Consider the following 23,230-nt stretch of genomic DNA (forward strand, 5'->3'; position numbering starts at 1 on the left):
TAAGCCTCCTTTTTGAATGAATATTTCATTCATTTATAAATAGTGTATGTTAGTATTTGGAAATTGTAATAAAAATTTACAATTTATGGTTTGGATAATTTAAAAATTAGTTTGAAATTTTCCAAGGACTTATGAAAGGAGAGAGAATGAACTTTTTATGTCATTCCATGTATGGGAATATTAGCTGTGCAGTGGAGATTCTATTGGGAGTTTTATGGTTTAATTCCAAAAGTATTGGATTTTTTTTGGAGAACATGCGCGATGTAAAGCTGTATAGATTCTTCCAAATTAATTTTTGTCTGCTGCTCCAAAAAATTTAATTATCAAGTTATTCTTTAATTAATTCAGAAGTATAATGTATAAACCGAATTAATCAATTTTTGTATTGATTAATTAGATTTATTTCTTTTTGTACGAATTTGGCTGCTTGAAAATTGAAAAATGGAGGGGATTGTAAAGATGCTGTTCTCATCTGTTATTCTTTTTGCCATCGCGGCGCTTGGTGGTCTGGTGGTTGGGGTTTTAGGGCTTCGTCAGAAAGAGTTGCCCATGAGTCTATCGCTTATCCATGGAGCCGTTGCTGCAATTGGTCTTATCACTTTAATCCTTGGGGTCGTGCAGGAAAATGCAGGCTCACTTGTTATTACATCCTTAATTCTATTCCTCATCGCCGCGCTTGGCGGATTCGTACTCTTTTCCTACCACTTACGCCGAAAGCCTCATCCTAAAGGTCTAATCGTTATTCATGCATTAGCTGCCGTTATCGCATATGTTCTCTTACTTATTGGAGTTTTGTAAGGGGTGGGCGTTACATGAAACAGCGGGCCAAGTTAAGGTTTTTGGGGCATCCGGTACACCCTGTCGTTACGCATTTTCCAATGGCCCTATTACCGGTGTCGTTCCTTGGTGATCTGCTTGGAATCTGGACGGATGCTTCGTTCTGGTGGAGTTTTTCATTTTATAACCTTGCCATAGGACTGGTTTTGTCCCTGCCAGCGCTTATTACTGGAGTGATTGACTTTATGGCCATCCCTCAGGAAGGGAGCGCTGATCGTGTGGCAATGCGCCATATGATCATGATAATTACGGCAATCATTTTGTATACGTGCAGCTTTTTTATTCGTTTTGGTGTTGATGTACTATCCGGTTGGCGGTTAATGAGTTCCGTTTCTCTCTCCTTGTTAGGGCTTATTTTTCTGCTGATTGGGGGCTGGTTTGGCGGTCATCTGGTCTACCGTTACGCTGTAGGCAGCGAACCCATCCATGATAAGTCAGAATCGGAGAAATGTTAATAAGGAACCATTGGATATTAAAAGGGAAAGGTTTGAAGCCTTTCCCTTTCTACTTTCCTATTATAGTAACCTTGTTGTTAATTGAACCTCGATATTACCACTAGTAGCCTTAGAATAAGGACAAACACCATGTGCAAGTTTTACTAATTCCTCTGCTTCTTCGAAAGAGACACCAGCTATTGCCACATTTAAGGCAGCTGCTAATTTGTAGCCTCCGTCCGTGTCTTTTCCTAAAGAAACCTCTGCCGTTACCTTAGATTCAATCCGCTTTCTTGCTTGTCGAGCCACTAAATTTAAGGCGCTATCAAAGCAAGCTGCATAGCCAGCTGCGAATAATTGTTCAGGATTTGTGGCATTTTCTTTACCTTGTCCGCCAAGGGATTTTGGCATGGACAGTGCTAAATCTAGTGTGCCGTCACTGCTAGTCACTTTTCCTAGTCTTCCGCCCTCAGCGGTTGCGCTTGCTGTGTATAATGCTTCCATTTGATAAATCTCTCCTTTTTGATTTTATAAAATTTGATTGTGTGCAATTTAATATTACAAAATCATATTACTTGGAAACCTTTATAAAGTCAACAATTAAATTGCGTAAAAATGAAAATTTGTAGAGAGTTGACATTGCCCGAGGGAGGTCGGAATAGAGGCTGTCGGTCACTGTGGGAGGTTGACAGTGCCCGAGGCGGCTGGGAAAAGAGTAGAGCGGTCACTGTGAAAGGCTGAAAGTGCCCGAGGTGGCTTGGAAAAGAGTAGAGCAGTTACTGTATAAGGCTGACAGTGCCCGAGGCGGCTGGGAAAAGAGTAGAGCGGTTACTGTGAAAGGCTGAAAGTGCCCGAGGGGGCCTGGAAAAGAGTAGGGCAGTCACTGTGGAAGGCTGACAGTGCCCGAGGAGGCCTGGAAAAGAGTAGAGCGGTCACTGTGGGAGGCTGAAGGTGCCCGAGGTGGCATGAAAAAAAGAACAACGGTCATTGTGAAAAGTTGACAGTGCCTGCTGCCGCTCGAAAAAGTTTCCCCCGGTCACTTTAAGGGGACCTCAAGATTTATTACTTTCCTTCAGAACAAAGTCCTAATTCTATTCAATATTGAGGTATTTTGAATCATGAGCTTTTAGGTGAAAAGAATCGTTTCTAATGAGAAAAGGAGAAAACGGTCAAAAAATGTTTTAACGAGTCGAATGCTGTCATGTAAGAAATGATTCGTTGAAAGGGGGTGAGAGATTGCACTTCCGCCATTTTATTATTTCAGGCCTTATGGTTGGAGCAGCCTTGTTTTTACCACACAATGCCTTTGCAGAAAAGAACGAGCTTAGCGGGCAGCAGAATGCCCAAAATGCGGCTGTACAGGCAGCACAAGCTGATAGCAAAAACCTGCAAGCTGACGTCCAAGCAAAGTCACCGGAAAAAACAGTACCTGCACCTGCTAATAAAAATCAGGCTACTGTAAAACAACAGGTATCCAACTATGGTACTCAACAAGCTGCATCACAAAAAGCAGCGGTAGCGCCGAAAAGTTTGCCAGTTCAGGCAAAAGGAAACGGCCAGTCTGTTATAAAAAAGACAGAGAAAAACGTTGAGGCACCAGGGCAACAGAAAAAAGCCATGACAAACGAAAGTAACCAGGGGTTAGGAAAGGATACGCAGGCATCTGAAAATTTGTCTGTTTCTTCTAACCTTGGTGTAAATAATCCAGGCGAGTCAACGAGCCGATTAGAAGCTCAAAGGGAAGATTCACATTTATCGCAACCGAATAAGCTAGAACCTAATGAACCACTTGCGGAGAAACCAGCAAGTAAAAGAAAGGTCCCTGCCAAAAATGATGAAATCCCTAACGCTGATCGGGCGACGAACCCAACTCAACGTTCCAATAGTTCAGGCGGGTCGTCAAATGATCGAGTCAGCCAGGGGCTAAACATGATAAGTTCGTTGGATAAGTGGTTTGAATGGAATAAATACTATGAAATCAAATTTGTCCAACTGTACCTTTCACGGTCTGCATTATTGACTAATCAATGGGTGAATGCGCCGCCGGCACCACCGCCACAAGAAGCTCCTTTATTAAAAATGGTTAACCGCCGCTAAATGCCACGGGACATGATAATAAAAGGAGCGAATTTAAAAATGAAACATTACTTAAACCCTAATTCTGTTGTGAAATCTTTCGTATTGGCTGGAGCAGTATCGTTTGGAGTATTTGCAGGAGGACATTTTACTGAAGCGGCTGGTCTTGGCAAGGAAAAAGCTGGACAAAACGTTCATGTAAAAACTGAACAAAGTGTAAAAGTTCAGGTCAATGCTAAGCCAGCAGTTCAAGTGAAGCCTGCAGCACCGGCAGTTAAAGAGCAGCCAAAAGCTGAAAAGGCGAGCAAATCCCAAGCTATCTATCATGCAAGCGAGAATGCAAAATGGCATGCTAATCCAAACTCTGCCGTTTTAGGTAAGGTTGGAAAAACTGAAGAGGCAAAAACAGAGGAAGCTCAGGTTCAAGAACCAGCAACAGAAGAGGCTGCAACTGTACCTGTTGAAGAAACAGTTGAAAATCAAGCGGAAGCTACTGCAACAACAGAAGTTGAAACAGAAGAAGCTGTAAAAACTGACGATGAAGCTGTTAAAGAAGAGGAAAAGTCTGAAGAAGTAGATTCCGAGACTGCCGTGAAAACGGAAGATAAAGAAGATGCTGATGAAGATCAAGATTCTGATTCTAAGCAAACTGCTATTAAAACGGAAGCTGTAGTCAAAACAAAGGATGAAGACGAAGCAGAAGCGGTAACTGAAGAAGATGATGAGAAAGAAGCAAAGGTTAATCCTTCTTTTGCGAACAAAGCAAAATCTCAAGCGACTCATGCAAGTGCAACTGCTTTAGAACATGCATCAAAGAACTCAGCCGTAGTAATTGCCAATGAAGCTGCAAAAGCAGCAACTGAAACTGAACAGGCTGGGGAAGAAGCAACAGATGCAGTAACTGATGAAACTGCAACAGAAACAACAGAAGCAGTAACTGATGAAACTGCAACAGATGCAACAGAAGCAGTAACTGAAGAAGCTGGAGAAGAAGCGACAGAAGCAGTAACTGAAGAAGCTGGAGAAGAAGCAACAGAAGCAGTAACTGAAGAAGCTGGAGAAGAAGCAACAGAAGCGGTAACTGAAGAAGATGCTAAGGTTAATCCTTCTTATGCGAACAAAGCAAAGTCTCAAGCGACTCATGCAAGTGCAACTGCTTTAGAACATGCATCAAAGAACTCAGCTGTAGTAATTGCCAATGAAGCTGCAAAAGCAGCAACTGAAACTGAACAAGCTGGGGAAGAAGCAACAGAAGTAGTCACTGATGAAACTGCAGATACAACAGAAGCAGTAACTGAAGAAGCTGGAAAAGAAGCAACAGAAGCAGTAACTGAAGAAGCTGGAGAAGAAGCAACAGAAGCAGTAACTGAAGAAGCTGGAGAAGAAGCAACAGAAGCGGTAACTGAAGAAACTGCAACAGAAGCAACAGAAGCGGTAACTGAAGAAACTACAACAGAAGCAACAGAAGCAGTAACTGAAGAAACTGCAACAGAAGAATTAGTAACTGAAGAAGCTGCAGAAGTAAACAAATCTGCAGCAAACAAAGCAAAAGCTCAAGCTAGCGTAAATGCAAGCCAAAATGCAGTAGAACATGCAGCTGCAAATTCTGCTGTATTAGCTGGTGTAAAAGTTTCTGAAGAAGCAGTAACAGAAGAAACTACTGTTGATGCTTCTACACAAGAATAATCTATTATTCAAAGAAACCGATGGATCTTTCCTTCGGTTTCTTTTTTTATTGCATTTTGTTTATTCTAAAGGTAATAATCATAATGAATAAGGAGTTGACCACCGATGGAAAAAGCAACATTTGCAGGCGGCTGCTTTTGGTGCATGGTATCACCATTCGACGAACAGCCTGGGATTCAAGAAGTAACCTCCGGCTATATAGGCGGCCATACTGAAAACCCTACTTATGAGGAAGTATGTTCTGATGCAACCGGCCATTATGAAGCAGTTCAGATTATCTTTGACCCCGAAATCTTTCCTTATAAAAAATTACTGGAGCTGTTTTGGCAGCAAATTGACCCAACAGATGCAGGCGGTCAGTTTAATGATCGAGGGCTTTCGTATCGGACGGCAATTTTTTATCATAATGAAGCCCAGCGTGAGATGGCGGAGGCTTCAAAAAGGGAGCTTGCCGAGAGCGGGCGTTTTGAACAGCCGATTGTAACAGAAATCCTCCCCGCAGGCCCTTTTTATAAGGCGGAGGAAAAGCATCAATATTATTATAAAAAAATGCCATTTCACTATAACCACTATCAGGAAGGTTCCGGGCGGGCGCGCTTTATTCGAGAAAACTGGAAGAAGCGCAAAAGTGATGAGGAATTACGAAAGGAACTGACGCCGCTTCAGTTTGAAGTTACCAGGAATAACAAAACAGAGCCGCCGTTCCAAAATGAATATTGGAATCATACGGTTGAGGGCATTTATGTGGATATTATCTCGGGCGAGCCTCTGTTCAGTTCAACCGATAAATATGATGCAGGCTGCGGTTGGCCGAGCTTTACGAAGCCGCTTCGCCGGATGGAAATTGAAGAGCGTTTTGATACCTCGCATGGAATGAGGAGAATCGAGGTCCGAGGCAAAACGGCGGATTCCCATCTCGGTCACGTATTTGACGATGGACCAGGCCCCGACCGTGCACGGTACTGCATTAATTCAGCGGCCCTCCGGTTTGTGCCAAAGGATAAACTCCTGGAAGAAGGGTATGGAGAGTTTATAAAGCTGTTTGAATAATCGACATTCTTTTTCGCTTAAAAATTTATTTGCCATTTGTAATACTAAATACTCAGCAGCAATAATAAGTTCAAATAAGGGTGATGCCCACCTTTACGCACTTTGGGACTGCTCTGATAAATGAGCGGTCCTTTTTTCATGAGGAGGAATGGAAATGGACCCGAGATATCCTATTGGGAAATTTCAGTATGATGGAGAGATTACGCCCGCTGTTATGGAGTGCTGGATCAATGAGATTGAAGCATTACCTGGATTGTTACGGGATGCGGTAAGTGGCTTAAATGATAGACAACTGGATACACCTTATCGTTCTGGAGGGTGGACAGTCCGGCAGGTAGTCCATCACCTTGCGGATAGCCATATGAATGCCTATATTCGTTTTAAATTAGCTCTTACAGAGAAAATTCCTGTCATCAAGCCATATGATGAAGGCAAATGGGCTGAACTGCCGGATTCCAGCTTGCCGGTTGATATTTCACTTTCGCTGCTTGAAGCTTTGCACAGCCGCTGGGTCCATCTGCTGCGAAATCTAAGTCCTAATGATTTAGATAAGAAGTTTATCCATCCAGAGTCAGGAGAAGTGACCGTAGGAAAAAATATTGGTATTTATTCCTGGCATGGTCAGCATCATCTTGCACATGTCCTAGCTGCAAATGCATGTAATCGCAGCTAGCCCTACATATAAAGAGGGAAAGCCTTCATCTATTATGGGGGTCAATGTCTAATTAACATTGATTCCTTTTAGTTTTCATAAATTACCTGCGTAGTAGGAACAGATAATCTGGTATGGTAGTTTTGGAAATCAATCACGAATGGATATATTACCGGGAATGCAATAATTTTTTTGCATACTATAATAAATGAACAAGGGGTGAGCGGTCTGGCGATAAATAAAATTGCGGTGATTGGTACTGGTTATGTTGGTTTAGTTACCGGTGCTGTTCTTGCCGATTTGGGATTAGATGTTACTTGTGTAGATAACAATAGCGAAAAAATTAACGGGTTAAGAGAGGTATCGTTCCTATTTACGAACCGGGGCTTGACTTGATTGTAGAACGAAGTATTTATTCTAAACGCTTAATTTTTACCACTGATCTAAAAAGCGCTGTATCCGAATGCGATGTGATTATGATTGCAGTTGGTACTCCCCCAGCTGTAGACGGCAGTGCGGATTTACAATTTATCGAAGCGGCCGTGAGGGAAATTGCAAGTCATATGAATGGTTACAAGGTAATCGTTAATAAAAGTAAAGTACTGTACCAATTGGCACTGCCCAAAAGATTAAAGGATGGATTTTTGAAGAACTAAGACTTAGAGGAGTTTCCTACGATTTTGATATTCTGGCAAATCCGGAATTTTTAAGAGAGGGCTCAGCCATCGATGATTTCTTACATCCAGATCGAGTTGTTATCGGATCTGAAACAATGAGAGCTGTGGATATAATCAAACAAATGTATCGAGTATTATTTTTAGATGATTCCCAATATGTCGTAACCGATATGGAAACGGCTGAAATGATTAAGTATGCTTCCAATGCTTTTCTTGCGATGAAGGTAACTTTTATGAATGAAATAGCCCATCTTTGCGAAAAGGTAGGGGCCAATGTTCAGGATGTAGCAAATGGAATGGGAAAGGACGGGAGAATAGGTCCGGAGTTTTTACATCCTGGTCCAGGTTTTGGCGGAAGTTGCTTTCCAAAGGACACGCGGGCGATAGCAGAAGTGGGAAAGCAAATGGGAGCTCCCCTTTCCTTAATTGATCAAACGATACAAGCAAATGAAAATCAAAAACTATTAATGGCCCGTAAAATCAGTGATGAAATGGGGGATTTGAAGGGTAAGCAGCTGGCCGTATTGGGTTTATCCTTTAAGCCTAATACTGACGATATGAGAGAGGCTCCTTCTATTACCATTCTTAATGAACTTGCCAAAAAAGGAGCAAAATTTAAAGTTTATGATCCGATTGCCTATAAAGAGGCAAATAGGAGACTAGTGCATTTAAGGGACAGAATTGTTTATTGCAGCGATGAATATGAAACCATGAAGGATAGTGATGCCCTAATCATTATCACCGAGTGGAAACAATTTCGAAATCTTAATTTAGAAAAAGTTAAATCACTCCTCAAAAAACCGCTTTTCTTTGATTTAAGAAACATTTATCAAAAAAGGTATATGGAAGAAAAGGGATTTAAGTATGTTGGAGTGGGCCAGGGGACAAAATTACAGGCTTTTTTAGTTGAAACCTTATAAAAAAATAGGAGGTATATACCTCCTATTCTTTTAGATGCTGCTGCTTGGCTTAACCAGACCATGTTTTTTAATATGATACTGCAAACTTTGACGGGTGATTCCAAGGGTTTTGGCTGCCTGCGAGATATTCCAATCCGCTTCATCTAACGTTTTTTGGATATAGTGCTCTTGCGAATTGGAGAAGATCGATTTAAACGGATTCTTCTTCAACTCCTTTTCCTTTGCTGCCTTCCCCGATTTAGCCGCCAGTAATTTCTTCTTCATAAATGCTGGAAGATGGTCAACATCGATTGCCGCATCATTTTCACCAGCCCGAATGATTAAATTTTCGATTAAATGTTCGAGCTCTCTTGTGTTCCCCGGCCAATGATATTGAAGTAGAATCGAGAGCAGCTCAGTTGAGAGATTCGGAACCTCTTTATTAAATTTCCGCCGGTACTTATCGAGGAAAAAATGAATGAAAAAATGAATATCCTCCGTGCGCTCCCTTAAAGGAGTAATATAGAGACTTGTATGCGCGAGTCTATAAAATAAGTCGAGGCGCATTTTTCCTTCCTCAATTAACCTTTCCGGATCCTCGTTTGATGCACTGATTACAGTACACTCCACAGGGGTTACTTCATTTGACCCCACTCTTCGAACTAATCGTTCCTGTAGAACACGGATTAATTTCGATTGCAGCGCGAGCGGCATTGAGTTAATTTCATCGAGGAACAGAGTCCCGTTCTTGGCATATTCAAACAGACCGATCTGGTTGGCTGCCCCGGTAAACGCCCCCTTGACTGTCCCAAATAACGTACTTTCCAAAAGGGTTTCCGGTATCGCCGCACAGTTAATCGCGACAAACGGATTTTCTGCTCTTGGACTGTGGTTATGGATACTTTGGGCAAATAATTCTTTTCCCGTTCCCGTTTCCCCGACGATTAACACGTCGGTATTATGTATGGCAATATTTTGCGCCTCTAGAATGAGATTTTTTAAGGCAATGCTTTTTCCTTTAATATCATCAAAGGAAAAGGTTGTCCCATTTTTTAATAGGCGATTAGTTGAATTCGATTGAACGACCTGCCTCCGGAGCTCAATCGTTTCATGAAGCAAGTTCTTGAGTTTGGATTCATTCGTACTAATCGAAAAAACAGCAATCGTTTCCCCATCCTTCTGAATCGGATAAGTACTATAATTCACATATTTTGGTACCCCATTGATTGTAGCGTGAGCCCGATATCTGGAGAAAATCGGTTTGCCGGTTTTAAAGGTATGCTTGTGCTCAGAATATTGCGGGTTATAATTATAGGCTTCCCAAAGGTGTTTCCCGAGAATCTCCCTGCTGTCCAGACCTTCTAATTTTTCCTGAGTCCCGTTGTACAAGACAATTTTTCCATCGTGGTCACTCATCACCACGCCTTCATTCAGAGATTCGATAATTTTTTCAAGACAATACAACCTTGCTTTTTGGTTGGTTGTTATATTGGTTGTATCTTCTATACTGAGAATCAGATAATCTTGGTCCATAAAGAATTTTTTCACTTCTACTGCCAGCTTCTTATCCTTTACTATTATTTGATAGGAATCATTTTCTACTAAAAGTTCTCCCTTATTTGGAAGTAAATCAAAAATATTGCTCCCAATAGGAAGATCTAATTGGAGGTCCTCATTTACATCATGCCATAAAATTTCGCAGCTCCCATTTAAGACAATGACTCCGTCTACAAGACTTCTAACCAGCGAACCAATTGATGCGGCATTACTCATACCAAAAACCTCCTTTTAAAAAGATTGTTTATATTTCAAAATATAACATTTATTGCGAATGTTTAAAATAATCTGCATGCAAATTTTATCTGCACTATTAAAAAAATGCAAACGTTTTCAATGTTGGAGCTTTAATCGACTTTACCCCCGTAAACCCTGCAAAAACTATCTGCGGTCTTTTCGATATGCTAAGCATTAATTTAATAGGTTAGTAGCGAATTTTTTAAAGAAAAGCACCATTCCTCCATCTTGGCACGGTACTTGCAATATAAAAATAAGAGTACACCATTTAATCTAGGAGGAATTATTTATGTCAAAACCAGAAATCTTATATTCCGTTAAAGCACAGAGAGGACCGGAACTTCGCTGTAAGGGCTGGAGACAGGAGGCCATCTTGCGGATGCTTGAAAACAATATGGAGAACGCTGAAAAGCCGGAAGAACTCGTCATTTATGGCGGGATCGGAAAAGCGGCCCGTAACTGGGAGTCCTACCACGCCATCGTAAAATCGTTAAAGGAACTGGAAGATGATGAAACACTGGTTGTCCAATCCGGTATGCCTGTAGCCGTCTTTAAAACTCATAAATATGCGCCAACCGTTGTCATGGCAACGACGAACATCATGAAGGCTGACTGGCCGACATTCTATGATCTTCAAGATAAAAACTTAACGATGTATGCCAACTATACAGCGGCTCCATGGGAGTACATTGGTACCCAAGGTGTTATCCAAGGTACATTTGAAACCCTATCAGCGATTGCCCGCTTACATTATGACGATTCCCTGGTTGGTAAAATCCTGTTAACGGCCGGGGCAGGCGGTATGGGAGGCAACCAAACAAGAGCAATGACGATGCATGGCGGTGTCGCCATTCTTTGTGATTCCAATGTCGAAATCATTAATCGCCGTATCGAAAAGAAATTTATTGATGTTTTAGTAGATTCCTTGGATGAGGCGATCGCCTTGGCGAAGGAATATGCGGCAGCGGGAAAACCGTTAGGGATTGCTGTTGTTGGTAACGCAGCTGATATTTTTGAAGAAGTTATTCAAAAAGGGTTCCTGCCAGACATCGCCACATCAATGACCCCAGCCCATGACCCTATTTCTTACTTACCAGCCGGGCTTTCAGTCGATGAGGCAGAAGAGCTTCGTGATAAAAACCGTGAGCTTTATTTAGAAAAAGCACGTGAAACGATGGTACGCGAGCTAAAAGCGCTCATTAAGTTCTTAGACTTAGGGGTGAAATCATTTGAATACGGTACAAGTATCCGAAAGGAATGTATCGATGCCGGCATGGATGCGAAGGAAGCGAAGCGTTTGCCAGGCTTCGTTGCTGAATACATCCGTCCGCTCTTTTGTGAAGGCCGCGGCCCATTCCGCTGGGTTTGTCTATCCGGTGAAGCAGAGGATTTACGAAAGATTGACGATATGATTTTAGAAGAATTCAGTGATGATTTGCTTGTAACCCGGTGGATCAAGCTTGCCAAAGAACATATTCCAATCGAAGCCTTGCCAGCACGTATTTGTTATATGGGCTTTGGACAGCGGAAGAAATTCGCTTTAAAAGTAAATGACATGATTCGAAAGGGCGAGCTTGCCGGACCAGTTGCTTTTTCACGAGATAACTTAGACTCCGGTTCCATTGTGAACCCTACCTTTGAATCTGAAAATATGAAGGACGGCGGCGACTTAATTTCTGACTGGCCGGTATTGAACGGTCTATTAAACGCAGTCGGAATGTGTGATTTGATTGCCCTTCAAGCGAACTATTCGATGGGGGAAGCGGTTCACACCGGTGTAACGATGGTTGCCGATGGTACAGCAGAATCGGATATGAGACTGGAAGTGGCGATGACCGTTGACTCAGGAATTGGCGTTATCCGCCATGCCCAGGCCGGTTACGAAACTGCCCGTGATGTAGCGAATGGTAAAGGAAAACTTACGAACGAAAGCATCAAGGTTCCGTTATGGTGGTCACCAAAAGCAACGTTTGGCCCTAAGGATTTAGAAAAGGAAAATGTAAAGGCATAAAGATCGAAAGAAAAACTGGATAGTAGAGATCCCGGATTGTTCTCTACTATTCTTTTTTACTCAGTATTTGATTCGCTGATAAAACTCTGGAATTCGCTGATAAATACTCCAGATTCGCTGATAAAACCCAAAATTCACTGATAAACTCTAAAAATCCGCTGATAAAGTCTAATTTTTTTGGATTTACATAAAGATTGGAGGTTTTTAATAAGAATGTCTGAAACAAAGTTGAAGACAAAAATAGATTTATTGATCACCAATGCCTCAGAAGTCATTACCTGTGTGGGCGAAGGCATGAGTGATATTGGCGTCCTCCAAAATGCCTGGATTGCAATTAAGGACGGAAAAATTGCTGCTGTGGGTACTGAGGAGGAAATAAAGCAGGACTTCATAACAGAGCATTCTTCCGTCATCGATGCTAAAGGAAAGGTTGTCGCCCCCGGTTTCATAGATTCCCACACCCATTTAGTTTTTTATGGTACTAGAGTAGAAGAGTACACAGCAAAGGTGGCAGGGCTTGACCCCAAAAAGCTCGGGATTTCTGCAGGACCGAACCGAACTGTTGAATTAACGAGGAATCGACCCGCTGAAGAGCTCTTTGAACAATCAAAAAAACGGCTGATGAACATGCTGGATTATGGGATCACTACAGTCGAAAGCAAGAGCGGCTATGGTTTGACGACCGAGAGTGAAATCAAAATTTTAGAAGTCAGCAGAAGGTTGAATAAAGAAACACCCATCGATGTACTTAATACGTTTTTAGGTGCCCATGGATTTCCGGAAAATTTAACGAAAGCGGAATATCTTTTTAAAATCGTCAGCGAGATGATTCCGCAGGTAGGAGAACGGGGACTGGCGGAATTTTGCGATGTTTGGTGTGATGAAGGTTATTTTACCGCAGCGGAATCAGAAATGATCCTGAAAGCCGGGCTCCAGTACGGAATGAAACCAAAAATTCATGCCGATGCCTATTCCTATATTGGCGGATCGGACCTCGCAGCCGAAATGAAAATGGTGTCGATTGACCATTTGAATTACACGCCAGTTGAAGTAATGGAAAAGCTCGCTGAAGCAAAGGTTACCGGCGTGTTAATGCCGGCACTTGATTTTGCGGTTGCTCATAAGCGTCCATTCGAAGCACGAAAAATGCTCGACCTTGGCATGAACATCGCCTTGGCAACTGATTTATGTCCCGCCTGCTATACTCAATCGATGCAATTTGTGATTAACCTTGCCTGCCGACTCTATCAATTCTCTGTGGAAGAAGCGATCAAAGCTGCTACCTATGGCGGCGCAAGGGCTCTTGACCTCGATGATAGGGGAGTCATTGAAGAAGGAAAACTAGCAGACTTGCAGATTTGGAATGTTCCAACCTATAAGCATATAGCTTACGAGCTTGGGACGAACATTGTGGAAACTGTGATTAAGAACGGAAAGATTGTCGTTAGCCGCTAATTCTATAAGGAGGGACACTGAATGAGAACGAATCAAGCAGCAAAAGCCGCTGACTATATTAATGCGGACCGCCTGCAGAAATTATTTTTGGAGCTGGCAAAAATAAATGCCCCGAGCACAAAAGAAAGTCTTGTGGCGGAGTATTTGAAAATGGCACTGCCTGAGTTAGGTTTTACCTTTGAGTTTGATGAGGCACACAAAAATTTCGATGGAGAAGTTGGGAACTTAATCGCCTGGAGGGAAGGAACGGACCCGTCGATTCCGCCGTTATTTTTCTCAACCCATATGGACACAGTACTGCCAACGGAAGGATTGAAACCAGTCATTAAAGAAGGCGTCATTTATTCAGATGGCACGACCATACTTGGAGCCGACGACAGGGCGGCCTTGGCGGCTTATTTGGAAGCGATCCGCGCTATTATCGAGAGCGGGGTCCCGCATGGACCGCTTGAATTGATTTTAACGGTCAATGAACAGCCAGGCCTAGTTGGTGCTACATATATGGACTACAGCAAGGCAAAAAGCAAAACCGGATATATTTTTGACAGCAGCGGCGATGTTGGCCAGATTATTTTAAAAGGACCGTACAGCAGCCGGATTTGGATGGAGGTTCAAGGAAATGCTGCCCATATCGCCCTCAATGCTGAGGAAGGTAACAGCGCGTTTATTCTTGCCGCCGAAGGATTAGCGAATATGAAGCTCGGTGCCATTGATGAAGAAACACTTGCCAATATCGGGATCATCAAAGGCGGTGAGCTGACATCGATCATTCCGGGCAGCGTCACCATTGCCGGTGAGGTGCGGAGTTTTTTAAAGGAGAAATTAGATGCCCAGCTAGAGCATATGGAGGAAGTCATGAAGCAGGCCGCCGAGAAAAAGGGCGGAAAAGTGGACGTGAGGATTGAGAAAAAGTATCTCGGCTTTGATATTCCAGAGGATAATATTTTAGTAAAGACAGTGGAAACTGCGGCTGAAAATATAGACGTGAAGCCGTATTTAACGGAAACATTAGGCGGTGCCGATACGAATGTGTTAAATGAACATGGACTAACCTGTTTGACGCTTGGACTGGGATTCCAAAATATCCATTCCTTCAGGGAATGTATTAGCATTGATAACCTGATTAATACAGGGCGATTAACAGCTGCATTGATAGAACAGTGGTATGTAAACCATAAAATCGCCGAATAATGGGAATGTTTTTTTATTAGGCTGTTGAATTTTAAGAAGGTTGATTGGAGCGCAAATCAACAACTAAGTTTAATAGAGTTAATTAAGAGCTTTATAATATTTTATAAAGTCGATTAAACCTTTATAGGAGTGAGAAATCATGGGCAGCAAAGAATTGGTAGAGTTGAAATTAATAGAATTAGACGGCTTAACCCTGGACCGTTATAAAGTGGAAAGGGTTGCAAAGGGCGAGGCGAAAGTAGACATACCGGAGCATAACTGGCTGCGAGTGCGGGAAAGCCGCAAGCGCGTGGAAAAACAAATCAATGATGGAAAAGTCGTTTACGGTGTGAATACTGGGTTCGGAAAACTCAGCGATATCGAAATTGACCGTGAAGATAATGCGAAATTGCAGTTGAATTTATTGCGTGCCGACGCTGTCGGTGTCGGTGAACCGCTGCCAATCCCCGTTGTCAGAGCGATGATGACACTGAGAGCCAACTCCCTTGCGAAAGGCTTCTCCGGAATCAGGGTAGAAACGCTGCAGCTGCTCATCGACATGATCAACAATGGGGTTCATCCGGTTGTTCCTTGTAAGGGTTCTGTGGGTGCCAGCGGCGATCTAGCTCCGCTTTCTCATATTGCGATTGTATTGGTCGGCGAGGGGAAAGCCGAATTCAAAGGCGAAATCCTGCTGGGTGCAGAAGCTCTAAAACGTGCGGGGCTTCAACCGGTATCCCTTCAAGCAAAGGAAGGTCTTGCTCTTATTAACGGAACTCAGGCGATGTCTGCAGTCGGCACACTTGCTTTGAATGAAGCAGAACGTGTCGGTGTTGCCGCTGATATGGCCGCCTGTTTAACGATGGAGGCACTGAACGGAGTGGTTTCTGCTTTTGACAGCGAGCTTTTAGCGGTCCGGCCGCATCCGGAGCTGGAATTGGTTGCTTCCCGGATGAGGAATTGGCTGGAGGGCAGTAAACGTATTACCCGCCAGGGAGAAATCCGCATACAGGATGCTTACTCGATTCGCTGTATTCCCCAGGTTCATGGTGCCTCGTGGCAGGCGATTCAGTATGTTGATCAGCGTTTGAGCGTGGAAATGAACTCAACTACCGATAACCCCATTGTTTTAGAAAGCGGTGAAATCCTCTCAGGGGGGCACTTCCATGGTCAGCCAATCGCATTATCGATGGACTTTTTAAAGGTGGCGGCAGCAGAATGGGCGAATATTTCTGAGCGCAGAACAGAAAGGCTCGTCAATCCGCAATTGAGCGGTCTATCGCCATTTCTGGCAGTGGACCCAGGGCTGGAATGCGGCCTGATGGTGGCGCAATATGCTGCAGCATCGCTTGTATCGGAAAATAAAGTGCTCGCCCACCCGGCAAGTGTGGACTCGATTCCGACTTCGGCCAATCAGGAGGACCACGTCAGCATGGGGACGATTGCCTCAAGACAAGCCCGCGAGATCATTCACAATTCTGCAAGGGTTATTGCGATTGAAATGATCTGCGCCTCCCAGGCAATTTATTTAGAAAAGGCAGAAAAGGAATTGGCACCGGCAACAAGGGCGTATTTAGAAAAGATCCGGGAAATCTGTCCGCCGCTTGAATCGGACCGGGCGATATCGGATCAAATGGAAGAACTGGCGCAATTTATTTTAAGGGATTCATCATTGGTTTAATTAATAGAAAGAGGTTGAGCTGTTCAAGGCTCAATCTCTAAATAAAAGTCTGAATTTTCGGATATTAAAAAAGGGGGTTCATTATGAAGTCGTATAAAATTTTATCTATCGTCTTTGTTTTAATGTTGATTGTATCAGCATGCGGGACCAGTAAGACCACCAGCGGAGGTGGGGAAGGCAGTCAGGACAAGAAAACACTGAAGGTTGTGACTAATGCGGAATACGCCCCGTTTGAATACATGGATAAGGGAGATATCAAAGGGTTTGATCTAGATTTTATCAAGATTGTAGCAAAAGAAGCCGGTTACCAAATTAATGTCGTGAATACCGGCTGGGATCCTTTATTTGTGGAAATAAAAGGAAAAACTGCTGACTTTGGTATCTCCGCGATCACAATTAACGATGAACGGGAGCAGACGTATGATTTTTCAATCCCTTACTTTCTATCGACAAATGAAATCCTCGTGCCAGAGGGAAGCCCGATAAAAAGTGCAGCAGATTTGAAAGGGAAAAATGTAGCTGTGCAAAATGGGACCACAGGGCAGGAGGCTGTTGAAGCCATCCTAGGAAAAAACAGTCCCGATCTGAAAAAATTTGAAAGCACTAACTTGGCGATCATGGAATTAAAAGGCGGCGGTGTGGATGCCGTGGTTGCTGATAACACAGTCGTCGAAGAATACGTAAAAAATAATCCAAACGAAAAAGTAGTCGTAATTAAAGATGATGCAGCCTTTGAAAAAGAATTTTATGGACTGATGTTTCCAAAGGGCAGCAGGCTAAAAGGCGACTTCGACAAAGCCATCAAAACAGTGCTGGAAAACGGTGAATATGCAAAGATTTATCAACAGTGGTTTAAGGTTGCTCCTGATGCGAGTTTGTTAAGCGAATAATGGTGGAATTGCGTAACTCTTCTACAAAAAGCAGTTACGCAATTTTTGGGTGAGAAAAATTTTAATAAAGGAGGATTAGCTTATGGATTTTCGTTTTGATTTAATATCTGAATATAGTTCTTTTTTTCTAAAAGGGACGATGCTCACCATTGGTCTTTCCATTGCCAGTATTTTGTTCGGAACGATTTTGGGGCTCTTAATTGGACTCGGCAAAATGATGAAAAATAAAATTTTTGTGCAGCCGTTTGCCTGGTATATCGTCTTTTTCCGCGGAACACCTTTTTTGGTTCAAATTTTGTTGATTCATTTTGCTGTTGTTCCGTTGTTCCTTGGAAAAACCAATGCCATTGTGGCAGCTATTTTAGCGCTTTCGTTTTGTTCAGCTGCGTATATTGCGGAGATTTTCCGCGCAGGAATCCAATCGATTGATCGGGGACAGATGGAGGCGGCACGATCGCTCGGGATGAATCATTTCCAAGCGATGCGGTATGTGATTTTGCCGCAGGCCTTCAAACGGATGATCCCTCCGTTAGGAAATGAGTTTATTGTATTAATCAAGGATTCATCACTGGCCGCGTTAATTGCAGCGCCAGAACTCATGTATTGGGGACGAGCCATGCAGGGCCAGTATTTTCGGGTTTGGGAGCCGTATCTTACCGCAGCAGTAATCTACCTCCTGTTAACTATCAGCTTAAGCTTTCTGCTAACTAAATTGGAGAGGAGGCTCGCGACCGGATGATTAAGATAAGAAATTTAAAAAAATCATTTGGAAAACACGAAGTGTTAAAGAACATTAATGTTTCGGTCCAGCCGCAGGAGGTTGTTGTGGTGATAGGTCCATCCGGGTCAGGGAAGTCCACCTTTTTACGGTGCATCAATTTATTAGAAACGATTACAGACGGACATATTTTTATAGAAGGTATTGATCTTGCTGACAAAAAAACAGATATCAATAAAGTGCGGACGGAAGTGGGCATGGTCTTTCAGCAGTTTAATCTGTTTCCACATAAAACGGTCATTGAAAATATTATGCTCTCGCCGATGAAGGTGAGAAAGGTTGCTGCGGAACAAGCAAGGGAGAAAGGGTTGGCGCTTTTAAGAAAGGTTGGGCTTGAAGACAAGGCGGATGCATATCCAGATTCGCTTTCCGGGGGGCAAAAGCAGCGTGTCGCCATTGCCAGGGCCCTGGCGATGGAGCCAAAAATCATGCTTTTCGATGAACCCACTTCTGCCCTGGACCCGGAAATGGTCGGCGAGGTATTAGAGGTCATGAAGCAGCTCGCCAAGGAAGGAATGACAATGGTCGTTGTGACCCATGAAATGGGCTTTGCCAGAGAAGTGGGCGACCGTGTCATTTTTATGGATGGCGGCTTCATTGTAGAAGAAAATGTCCCAAGTGAATTATTCGAAAATCCAAAAGAAGAACGGACGATATCCTTTTTAAGTAAGGTTTTGTAAAAAAAAAGACCAATTCGTGCGGCGATTTGGTCTTTTTTTGTTGTAATCGGATTTTACTAACAGACCTTTACCGTTGTTTAAGATAAATACATCCATATTTTGTGATCATGCTTGGATAATAAAACCATTTAGAAGCATACTAAAACATGGAATTATTTTCTTGAAAAAGGATAATAGACTGAACAAAACAAAATGAGGAATTCGTGATGGGTTTGCGGCGAAAAATGAGAGGCCTTAATTTCAAAAAGGAAGACTTTAAAGGACATGAGCAGCTGGAAAGTGAACGGGAGCAAAATGCATACCGGGAAACACTTTCACGCCATTTATTTGAAAATGAAGCTGTCTTGAAATCTACATTCACAGATTGTCCTGATGTTATTTTTCGCAGCTTTTTAATCGGTAATAAAACAAAAGCCCTTCTCATTTATACAGAAGGTTTGGCCAATATTGAAGAAATCGATAAAAATGTGCTCTCGCCGCTAATGCAGCAAGAAACAGCGAGTCTTCCCGATATACAGGCGATACTTGAGCAGAAGCTGTCCGTTTCGAAGGTGAAACCTATTACTGACACAATGCAGGCGGTTCAGGAAATCTCTTCAGGGAATCCGGTCATTTTGATTGATCAACAACTACAGGGAATCACTGTAGGTTTGGCGAAATGGGAAAAACGCGCCATTGAAGAACCAATGGCTGAATCTGTTGTTCGAGGGCCCAGGGATGGCTTTACGGAAACCTTAAGTGTTAATATATCGCTTTTACGAAGGAAAATTAAAAGCCCCGATTTAAAAATGAAATCCTTAGTCGTGGGGCGTTATAGTCAAACGCAAATTGTTTATATGTATATCGAGGGGGTTGTTGATCAACAACTGCTTGAAGAAGTCCATAACAGGCTGAACCGCATTGATATCGACGGTGTATTAGAGAGCGGCTATATCGAAGAGTTCATCGAGGATAATCCTTTCTCGCCGTTCCCGCAAATTTTAAATACAGAACGGCCTGATGTTGCGGCATCGAGTTTGTTGGAAGGGCGTGTGGCCATCTTAGTAGATGGGACACCTTTTGTCCTTATAGCTCCCACTACCCTATATTCCTTGTTTCAAGCATCAGAGGATTATTATCAACGTTTCATGATCGGGACACTCATTCGCTGGCTGCGTTACCTTTTTTTACTAATAGCCTTACTGCTTCCATCTACGTATGTGGCGATTCTTACCTATCATCAAGAGATGCTGCCGACCACCTTATTATTAAGTATGGCGAAGTCAAGGGAGCAAGTCCCGTTTCCTGCTCTTGTTGAAGCGATCATTATGGAGATTACATTTGAAGCCATTAGGGAGGCTGGTATCCGTTTGCCCAAACAAGTAGGTTCCGCTGTCAGTATTGTTGGGGCCTTAGTCATTGGCCAGGCAGCTGTCTCGTCGGGGCTTGTATCGGCACCAATGGTCATGGTGGTAGCAATCACCGGGGTTGCTTCCTTTGCCATTCCCCGGTACAACGCATCCACCGCTATCAGAATGCTGCGCTTCCCAATGATTGTGGCAGCAGGGACATTGGGGTTACTCGGGATTATGCTCGGGATTCTTACGATCATTGTTCATTTAAACACGATACGTTCCTTTGGCGTTCCCTATCTGTCTCCGATGGCACCTATGAAGGGAGCAGAGATGAAAGATGTATTGATAAGAGCACCTTGGTGGTCCCTTAAAAAGCGCACTCGCTTGACAGGCTATTCTAATACCAATCGACAGTCTGAGGGTCAGAAACCTAACCCGCAAAAGGGGACTGAATAGGAGTTGAAAAGGACATGCTTGAACAGGGCAAGATATCGGCATTACAAATGGCCATTATGATGAATCCAACCATTTTGGCAACCGGATTACTTCTCGTCCCTGCGATAACTGCAAAGTCAGCCAAACAAGATTTGTGGCTATCGCCGATTTGGGCTTCTTTCATGGGTTTTATGATTGTTTTTGTTGCTTATCGACTTCATAAGTTCTATCCGAATGAAACGATTTTTGAATATAGCGAACAAATTCTAGGGAAAATTCTTGGGAAAATTCTTGGCTTGATTCTTGTGTTTTATTATTTTCATGTAACTGGAATTATAGTCCGCGAATATGGAGAATTCGTTTCGGGTACCTTCCTCCATCATACACCCATGGTCGTCGTGTTTTCGACGATGATTATTGTTTCCTCCATGGCTGTCTATGGCGGCCTTGAAGTGATTGGGAGATGCTCGGAAATGATTGTCCCTGTTTTGTTAGTCCTTTATTTGGTTATATTTGTCATGCTTATTAAAGATTTGGATATGAAGCATTTATTTCCGATGCTGGAAAACGGGTTAGGTCCATCCCTAAAGGGGTCAGTTGTTCTGCAAAGCTGGTTTAGTGAATTTATTCTTGTCTCTTTTTTCTTCCCCTATTTAAGAGACCGGAATAAAGGGATGAAATGGGCAATGATTTCGGTCTTGAGTGTGATGTTTTATATGGTGCTTACCAATGTAATGTCCCTATTGTTATTTGGAAAAATGACAGCTTTATTGACTTATCCGGTTATGGTGGCAGCTCGGTATATTAGTATTGCTGATTTTTTGGCCCATTTGGAATCGATTGTGATGGCCATTTGGGTGGCAGGAACATTTGTTAAGATTACCGTTTTTTATTATGTGCTTGTTTTGGGGATTGCGCAGTGGCTGAAGCTTTCCGATTTTCGCCCGATTGTTCTCCCAACTGGCTTTTTATTAATTTTATTTGGGATATGGTCAGCGCCAAATTTGCAGGTCCTATCTCACTTTCTTAGTTCTTCAGGAGCCTTTTATCTGCTGTCCGTTCAGGCTGGCATTCCAGTTTTCCTTCTGACCATTGCGTGGCTTAAAAAGAAAAGACAGCAAATGAAAGGGTCATTTCCAGGATGAGTCAGCATTTTTGGAAAGCCTCCCAAAAAAAGATTGTATTTCTTTTCCTTATTCTATTCATTTTCTTGCTTTCGGGCTGTTGGGATAGAAGAGAGGTAAACGATCTGGCATTGATAAGAGGTGCCGGTATCGATAAAAAACAAGATGGAAAAATGGAGCTCACGGTTCTTTTGTATATACCTAAGGGCGGCGGAAGTGAGCAGGGAATGGAAGGCAGCAGCGACAGCGGAAACATGCAGACCTTGATACGATCTGCCCAAGGAAATACCATTGCTGAGGCTATGTCGATTCTTCAAGAAAAGCTGCCGCGCCAAATTTTCTGGAGTCATTGTGAAGTGTTTATCTTCAATGAGACAATAGCTAAAGAGGGACTTGCAGAGCATGTCGATTTTTTTATGCGTATGCCAGAACTTCGTGAACGAGCGCAATTATTTATCAGCAAACAGAGAGCTCGAAAAATATTAAGTCTTCTGCCTCCGCTGGAACGTGACCTTGCAGAAGTTGTTCGAGAATTGGGGGAACATAAAATAGGAATGACGGTTACCACCAAAGATTTCGCGGAAATGCTTGTAAGTGAAGCAGGGGATACGGCTGTCCCTTGGATTAAGATTCTTCCGCCAATCGAAGGTCAGGAAGAAAAGCGAACCATCGCCTATATTAGCGGAACGGCTATCTTTAAAAGGGATAAAATGGTTGGTAAAATAAATGATTCCCTTACGAGGGGGCTTTTGTGGCTTAGAGATGAAATTAAATATTCTACCATCTCCGTTACACCTAAAGGTGAAAAAGGTTATGTTTCCATGAAATTATTGCGGGCTAATTCAAAAATCATTCCGAAAATACAAAATGGCAAATGGGAAATCGTACTCAAAGCTGAAGCGGATGATGATATCATACAAAATACAACAAATTTAGATGTGGCGAATCCTAAAGTAGTTAAGTCTTTAGAGCAGCAATTAAACATCCAACTTGCTAAAAGAGTGCACGAAACATTGAAGGAAGTTCAAAAGGGTATGAAAGCAGATGTTTTTGGGTTTGCAGATGCCTTTCACCGCAAATACCCCGAAGCTTGGAAAAGGGAAAAAAATCATTGGGATGAAATCTTTCCAACCATAGAAGTAACGGTTTCGTCGAAAATCAAAATTCAGAGGCAGGGTATGCATTCTGTTCTACCGCAATTTCCAAAGGAAAAGGTGAAGGAAGAATGAAATGGGGATCATTATTAGGAACTGCTTTTCTTGTTCTCTGTATGGTTATGTTTCAATTATCAAAAATAAACCAAAATCAAAAAAAGGAAAAAGCGGTTTTAGTTATATTTTCAGTCCTCGGCTTGATCTTGGCTAACCTATTAATCTTTTTTCCGGATGTACCGGGTCCTTCAGAATTAATTGATGTCTTATACAAGCCTCTAGGAAAACTTCTTGAATAAATAGCTTTCAATATCCCTGCTAAAGGGATATTTTTTTATGTAAGGGCTTACATAATTATTTAAATATTCAGAATTGATTAATTGGTGGAAAAATTCCATTGACGAAGGGTTGTTTAT

At 42.6% G+C, this 23,230-nt stretch carries 20 protein-coding genes and 1 pseudogene; 19 read left to right on the plus strand and 2 right to left on the minus strand.

Annotation, left to right across the window (positions count from 1 at the left end; translation table 11 throughout):
- Positions 1-459 precede the first annotated feature (459 nt).
- Together LC455_RS22405 and LC455_RS22410 are read left to right on the plus strand one after the other, a co-directional pair.
- On the plus strand, positions 460-798 hold the full coding sequence (locus LC455_RS22405; RefSeq protein ID WP_223594120.1) for a hypothetical protein: 339 nt from the start codon (positions 460-462) through the stop codon (positions 796-798).
- Between the two features lie 14 nt (positions 799-812).
- Positions 813-1,292 carry a DUF2231 domain-containing protein gene (locus LC455_RS22410; RefSeq protein WP_223594121.1) on the plus strand — a complete coding sequence of 160 codons (480 nt, stop codon included), beginning with the start codon at positions 813-815 and terminating at the stop codon, positions 1,290-1,292.
- A gap of 60 nt (positions 1,293-1,352) precedes the next feature.
- Here the strand turns inward: LC455_RS22410 and LC455_RS22415 are convergent, their stop codons facing one another.
- Positions 1,353-1,775 carry an organic hydroperoxide resistance protein gene (locus tag LC455_RS22415; protein ID WP_223594123.1) on the minus strand — a complete coding sequence of 141 codons (423 nt, stop codon included), beginning with the start codon at positions 1,773-1,775 and terminating at the stop codon, positions 1,353-1,355.
- Between the two features lie 732 nt (positions 1,776-2,507).
- On the opposite strand from LC455_RS22415, the gene LC455_RS22420 reads away from it, so the two are divergent.
- The 6 genes and pseudogenes from LC455_RS22420 to LC455_RS22440 all read left to right on the plus strand — a co-directional run bounded on the left by LC455_RS22420 (position 2,508) and on the right by LC455_RS22440 (position 8,332).
- Positions 2,508-3,368: a hypothetical protein gene (locus LC455_RS22420; RefSeq protein WP_223594125.1), complete on the plus strand. Its 861-nt coding sequence runs from the start codon at positions 2,508-2,510 to the stop codon at positions 3,366-3,368.
- A gap of 39 nt (positions 3,369-3,407) precedes the next feature.
- Complete coding sequence (locus LC455_RS22425; RefSeq protein ID WP_223594126.1) at positions 3,408-5,033, plus strand: hypothetical protein; 1,626 nt, start codon at positions 3,408-3,410, stop codon at positions 5,031-5,033.
- 105 nt (positions 5,034-5,138) lie between these two features.
- The gene (gene msrA, locus LC455_RS22430) at positions 5,139-6,083 is read left to right on the plus strand and encodes a peptide-methionine (S)-S-oxide reductase MsrA (protein WP_223594128.1); all 945 of its coding nucleotides are present in this window, start codon (positions 5,139-5,141) and stop codon (positions 6,081-6,083) included.
- A gap of 154 nt (positions 6,084-6,237) precedes the next feature.
- Positions 6,238-6,756 (plus strand): YfiT family bacillithiol transferase, encoded by a 519-nt coding sequence (locus LC455_RS22435; protein ID WP_440446418.1) that lies wholly within the window; start codon positions 6,238-6,240, stop codon positions 6,754-6,756.
- A gap of 228 nt (positions 6,757-6,984) precedes the next feature.
- Positions 6,985-7,391: pseudogene (locus LC455_RS31535) on the plus strand (2-dehydropantoate 2-reductase N-terminal domain-containing protein).
- A complete protein-coding gene (locus LC455_RS22440; RefSeq protein WP_317851470.1) occupies positions 7,376-8,332 on the plus strand; it encodes a UDP-glucose dehydrogenase family protein in 957 nt (318 codons plus the stop codon). The pseudogene LC455_RS31535 and the gene LC455_RS22440 overlap by 16 nt, the downstream one beginning before the upstream one ends.
- Positions 8,333-8,362: 30 nt before the next feature.
- On the opposite strand, the gene LC455_RS22445 is transcribed toward LC455_RS22440, so the two are convergent.
- Complete coding sequence (locus LC455_RS22445; RefSeq protein ID WP_223594131.1) at positions 8,363-10,084, minus strand: sigma-54 interaction domain-containing protein; 1,722 nt, start codon at positions 10,082-10,084, stop codon at positions 8,363-8,365.
- 310 nt (positions 10,085-10,394) lie between these two features.
- Between LC455_RS22445 and hutU the strand changes: the two genes are divergently transcribed.
- From hutU to LC455_RS22500, 11 genes are all read left to right on the plus strand, one after another.
- Positions 10,395-12,116, plus strand: coding sequence for a urocanate hydratase (gene hutU, locus LC455_RS22450; RefSeq protein WP_223594132.1), 1,722 nt, complete (start codon positions 10,395-10,397; stop codon positions 12,114-12,116).
- Between the two features lie 213 nt (positions 12,117-12,329).
- Entirely contained in the window at positions 12,330-13,571 is a 1,242-nt protein-coding gene (gene hutI / locus LC455_RS22455; RefSeq protein ID WP_223594134.1) for an imidazolonepropionase, read from the plus strand.
- 21 nt (positions 13,572-13,592) lie between these two features.
- Complete coding sequence (locus LC455_RS22460; protein WP_223594136.1) at positions 13,593-14,762, plus strand: M20/M25/M40 family metallo-hydrolase; 1,170 nt, start codon at positions 13,593-13,595, stop codon at positions 14,760-14,762.
- 139 nt (positions 14,763-14,901) lie between these two features.
- The gene (gene hutH / locus LC455_RS22465; RefSeq protein ID WP_223594138.1) at positions 14,902-16,422 is read left to right on the plus strand and encodes a histidine ammonia-lyase; all 1,521 of its coding nucleotides are present in this window, start codon (positions 14,902-14,904) and stop codon (positions 16,420-16,422) included.
- Positions 16,423-16,505: 83 nt separating this feature from the next.
- Complete coding sequence (locus tag LC455_RS22470) at positions 16,506-17,312, plus strand: basic amino acid ABC transporter substrate-binding protein (protein ID WP_223594140.1); 807 nt, start codon at positions 16,506-16,508, stop codon at positions 17,310-17,312.
- Positions 17,313-17,394: 82 nt separating this feature from the next.
- Entirely contained in the window at positions 17,395-18,051 is a 657-nt protein-coding gene (locus LC455_RS22475) for an amino acid ABC transporter permease (RefSeq protein WP_223594142.1), read from the plus strand.
- Positions 18,048-18,770: an amino acid ABC transporter ATP-binding protein gene (locus LC455_RS22480; RefSeq protein WP_223594144.1), complete on the plus strand. Its 723-nt coding sequence runs from the start codon at positions 18,048-18,050 to the stop codon at positions 18,768-18,770. The genes LC455_RS22475 and LC455_RS22480 overlap by 4 nt, the downstream gene beginning before the upstream one ends.
- 206 nt (positions 18,771-18,976) lie before the next feature.
- Positions 18,977-20,560, plus strand: a complete 1,584-nt coding sequence (locus LC455_RS22485) for a spore germination protein (protein ID WP_223594146.1) — start codon at positions 18,977-18,979, stop codon at positions 20,558-20,560.
- Between the two features lie 14 nt (positions 20,561-20,574).
- Complete coding sequence (locus tag LC455_RS22490) at positions 20,575-21,684, plus strand: GerAB/ArcD/ProY family transporter (RefSeq protein WP_223594148.1); 1,110 nt, start codon at positions 20,575-20,577, stop codon at positions 21,682-21,684.
- Complete coding sequence (locus LC455_RS22495; protein ID WP_223594150.1) at positions 21,681-22,892, plus strand: Ger(x)C family spore germination protein; 1,212 nt, start codon at positions 21,681-21,683, stop codon at positions 22,890-22,892. The genes LC455_RS22490 and LC455_RS22495 overlap by 4 nt, the downstream gene beginning before the upstream one ends.
- Positions 22,889-23,113 carry a hypothetical protein gene (locus LC455_RS22500; protein WP_223594152.1) on the plus strand — a complete coding sequence of 75 codons (225 nt, stop codon included), beginning with the start codon at positions 22,889-22,891 and terminating at the stop codon, positions 23,111-23,113. The genes LC455_RS22495 and LC455_RS22500 overlap by 4 nt, the downstream gene beginning before the upstream one ends.
- The last annotated feature ends 117 nt before the right edge of the window (positions 23,114-23,230 follow it).

The organism is Neobacillus bataviensis (genome assembly GCF_019969725.1).

Coding starts and splice junctions, on each gene's coding strand:
- LC455_RS22490 (WP_223594148.1), top strand. CDS start 20,575: ATGCTTGAACAGGGCAAGATATCGGCATTACAAATGGCCATTATGATG.
- hutI (WP_223594134.1), top strand. CDS start 12,330: ATGTCTGAAACAAAGTTGAAGACAAAAATAGATTTATTGATCACCAAT.
- LC455_RS22500 (WP_223594152.1), top strand. CDS start 22,889: ATGAAATGGGGATCATTATTAGGAACTGCTTTTCTTGTTCTCTGTATG.
- LC455_RS22435 (WP_440446418.1), top strand. CDS start 6,238: ATGGACCCGAGATATCCTATTGGGAAATTTCAGTATGATGGAGAGATT.
- msrA (WP_223594128.1), top strand. CDS start 5,139: ATGGAAAAAGCAACATTTGCAGGCGGCTGCTTTTGGTGCATGGTATCA.
- LC455_RS22480 (WP_223594144.1), top strand. CDS start 18,048: ATGATTAAGATAAGAAATTTAAAAAAATCATTTGGAAAACACGAAGTG.
- hutU (WP_223594132.1), top strand. CDS start 10,395: ATGTCAAAACCAGAAATCTTATATTCCGTTAAAGCACAGAGAGGACCG.
- LC455_RS22475 (WP_223594142.1), top strand. CDS start 17,395: ATGGATTTTCGTTTTGATTTAATATCTGAATATAGTTCTTTTTTTCTA.
- LC455_RS22415 (WP_223594123.1), bottom strand. CDS start 1,775: ATGGAAGCATTATACACAGCAAGCGCAACCGCTGAGGGCGGAAGACTA.
- LC455_RS22405 (WP_223594120.1), top strand. CDS start 460: ATGCTGTTCTCATCTGTTATTCTTTTTGCCATCGCGGCGCTTGGTGGT.
- LC455_RS22495 (WP_223594150.1), top strand. CDS start 21,681: ATGAGTCAGCATTTTTGGAAAGCCTCCCAAAAAAAGATTGTATTTCTT.
- hutH (WP_223594138.1), top strand. CDS start 14,902: ATGGGCAGCAAAGAATTGGTAGAGTTGAAATTAATAGAATTAGACGGC.
- LC455_RS22485 (WP_223594146.1), top strand. CDS start 18,977: ATGGGTTTGCGGCGAAAAATGAGAGGCCTTAATTTCAAAAAGGAAGAC.
- LC455_RS22470 (WP_223594140.1), top strand. CDS start 16,506: ATGAAGTCGTATAAAATTTTATCTATCGTCTTTGTTTTAATGTTGATT.
- LC455_RS22425 (WP_223594126.1), top strand. CDS start 3,408: ATGAAACATTACTTAAACCCTAATTCTGTTGTGAAATCTTTCGTATTG.
- LC455_RS22460 (WP_223594136.1), top strand. CDS start 13,593: ATGAGAACGAATCAAGCAGCAAAAGCCGCTGACTATATTAATGCGGAC.
- LC455_RS22445 (WP_223594131.1), bottom strand. CDS start 10,084: ATGAGTAATGCCGCATCAATTGGTTCGCTGGTTAGAAGTCTTGTAGAC.
- LC455_RS22410 (WP_223594121.1), top strand. CDS start 813: ATGAAACAGCGGGCCAAGTTAAGGTTTTTGGGGCATCCGGTACACCCT.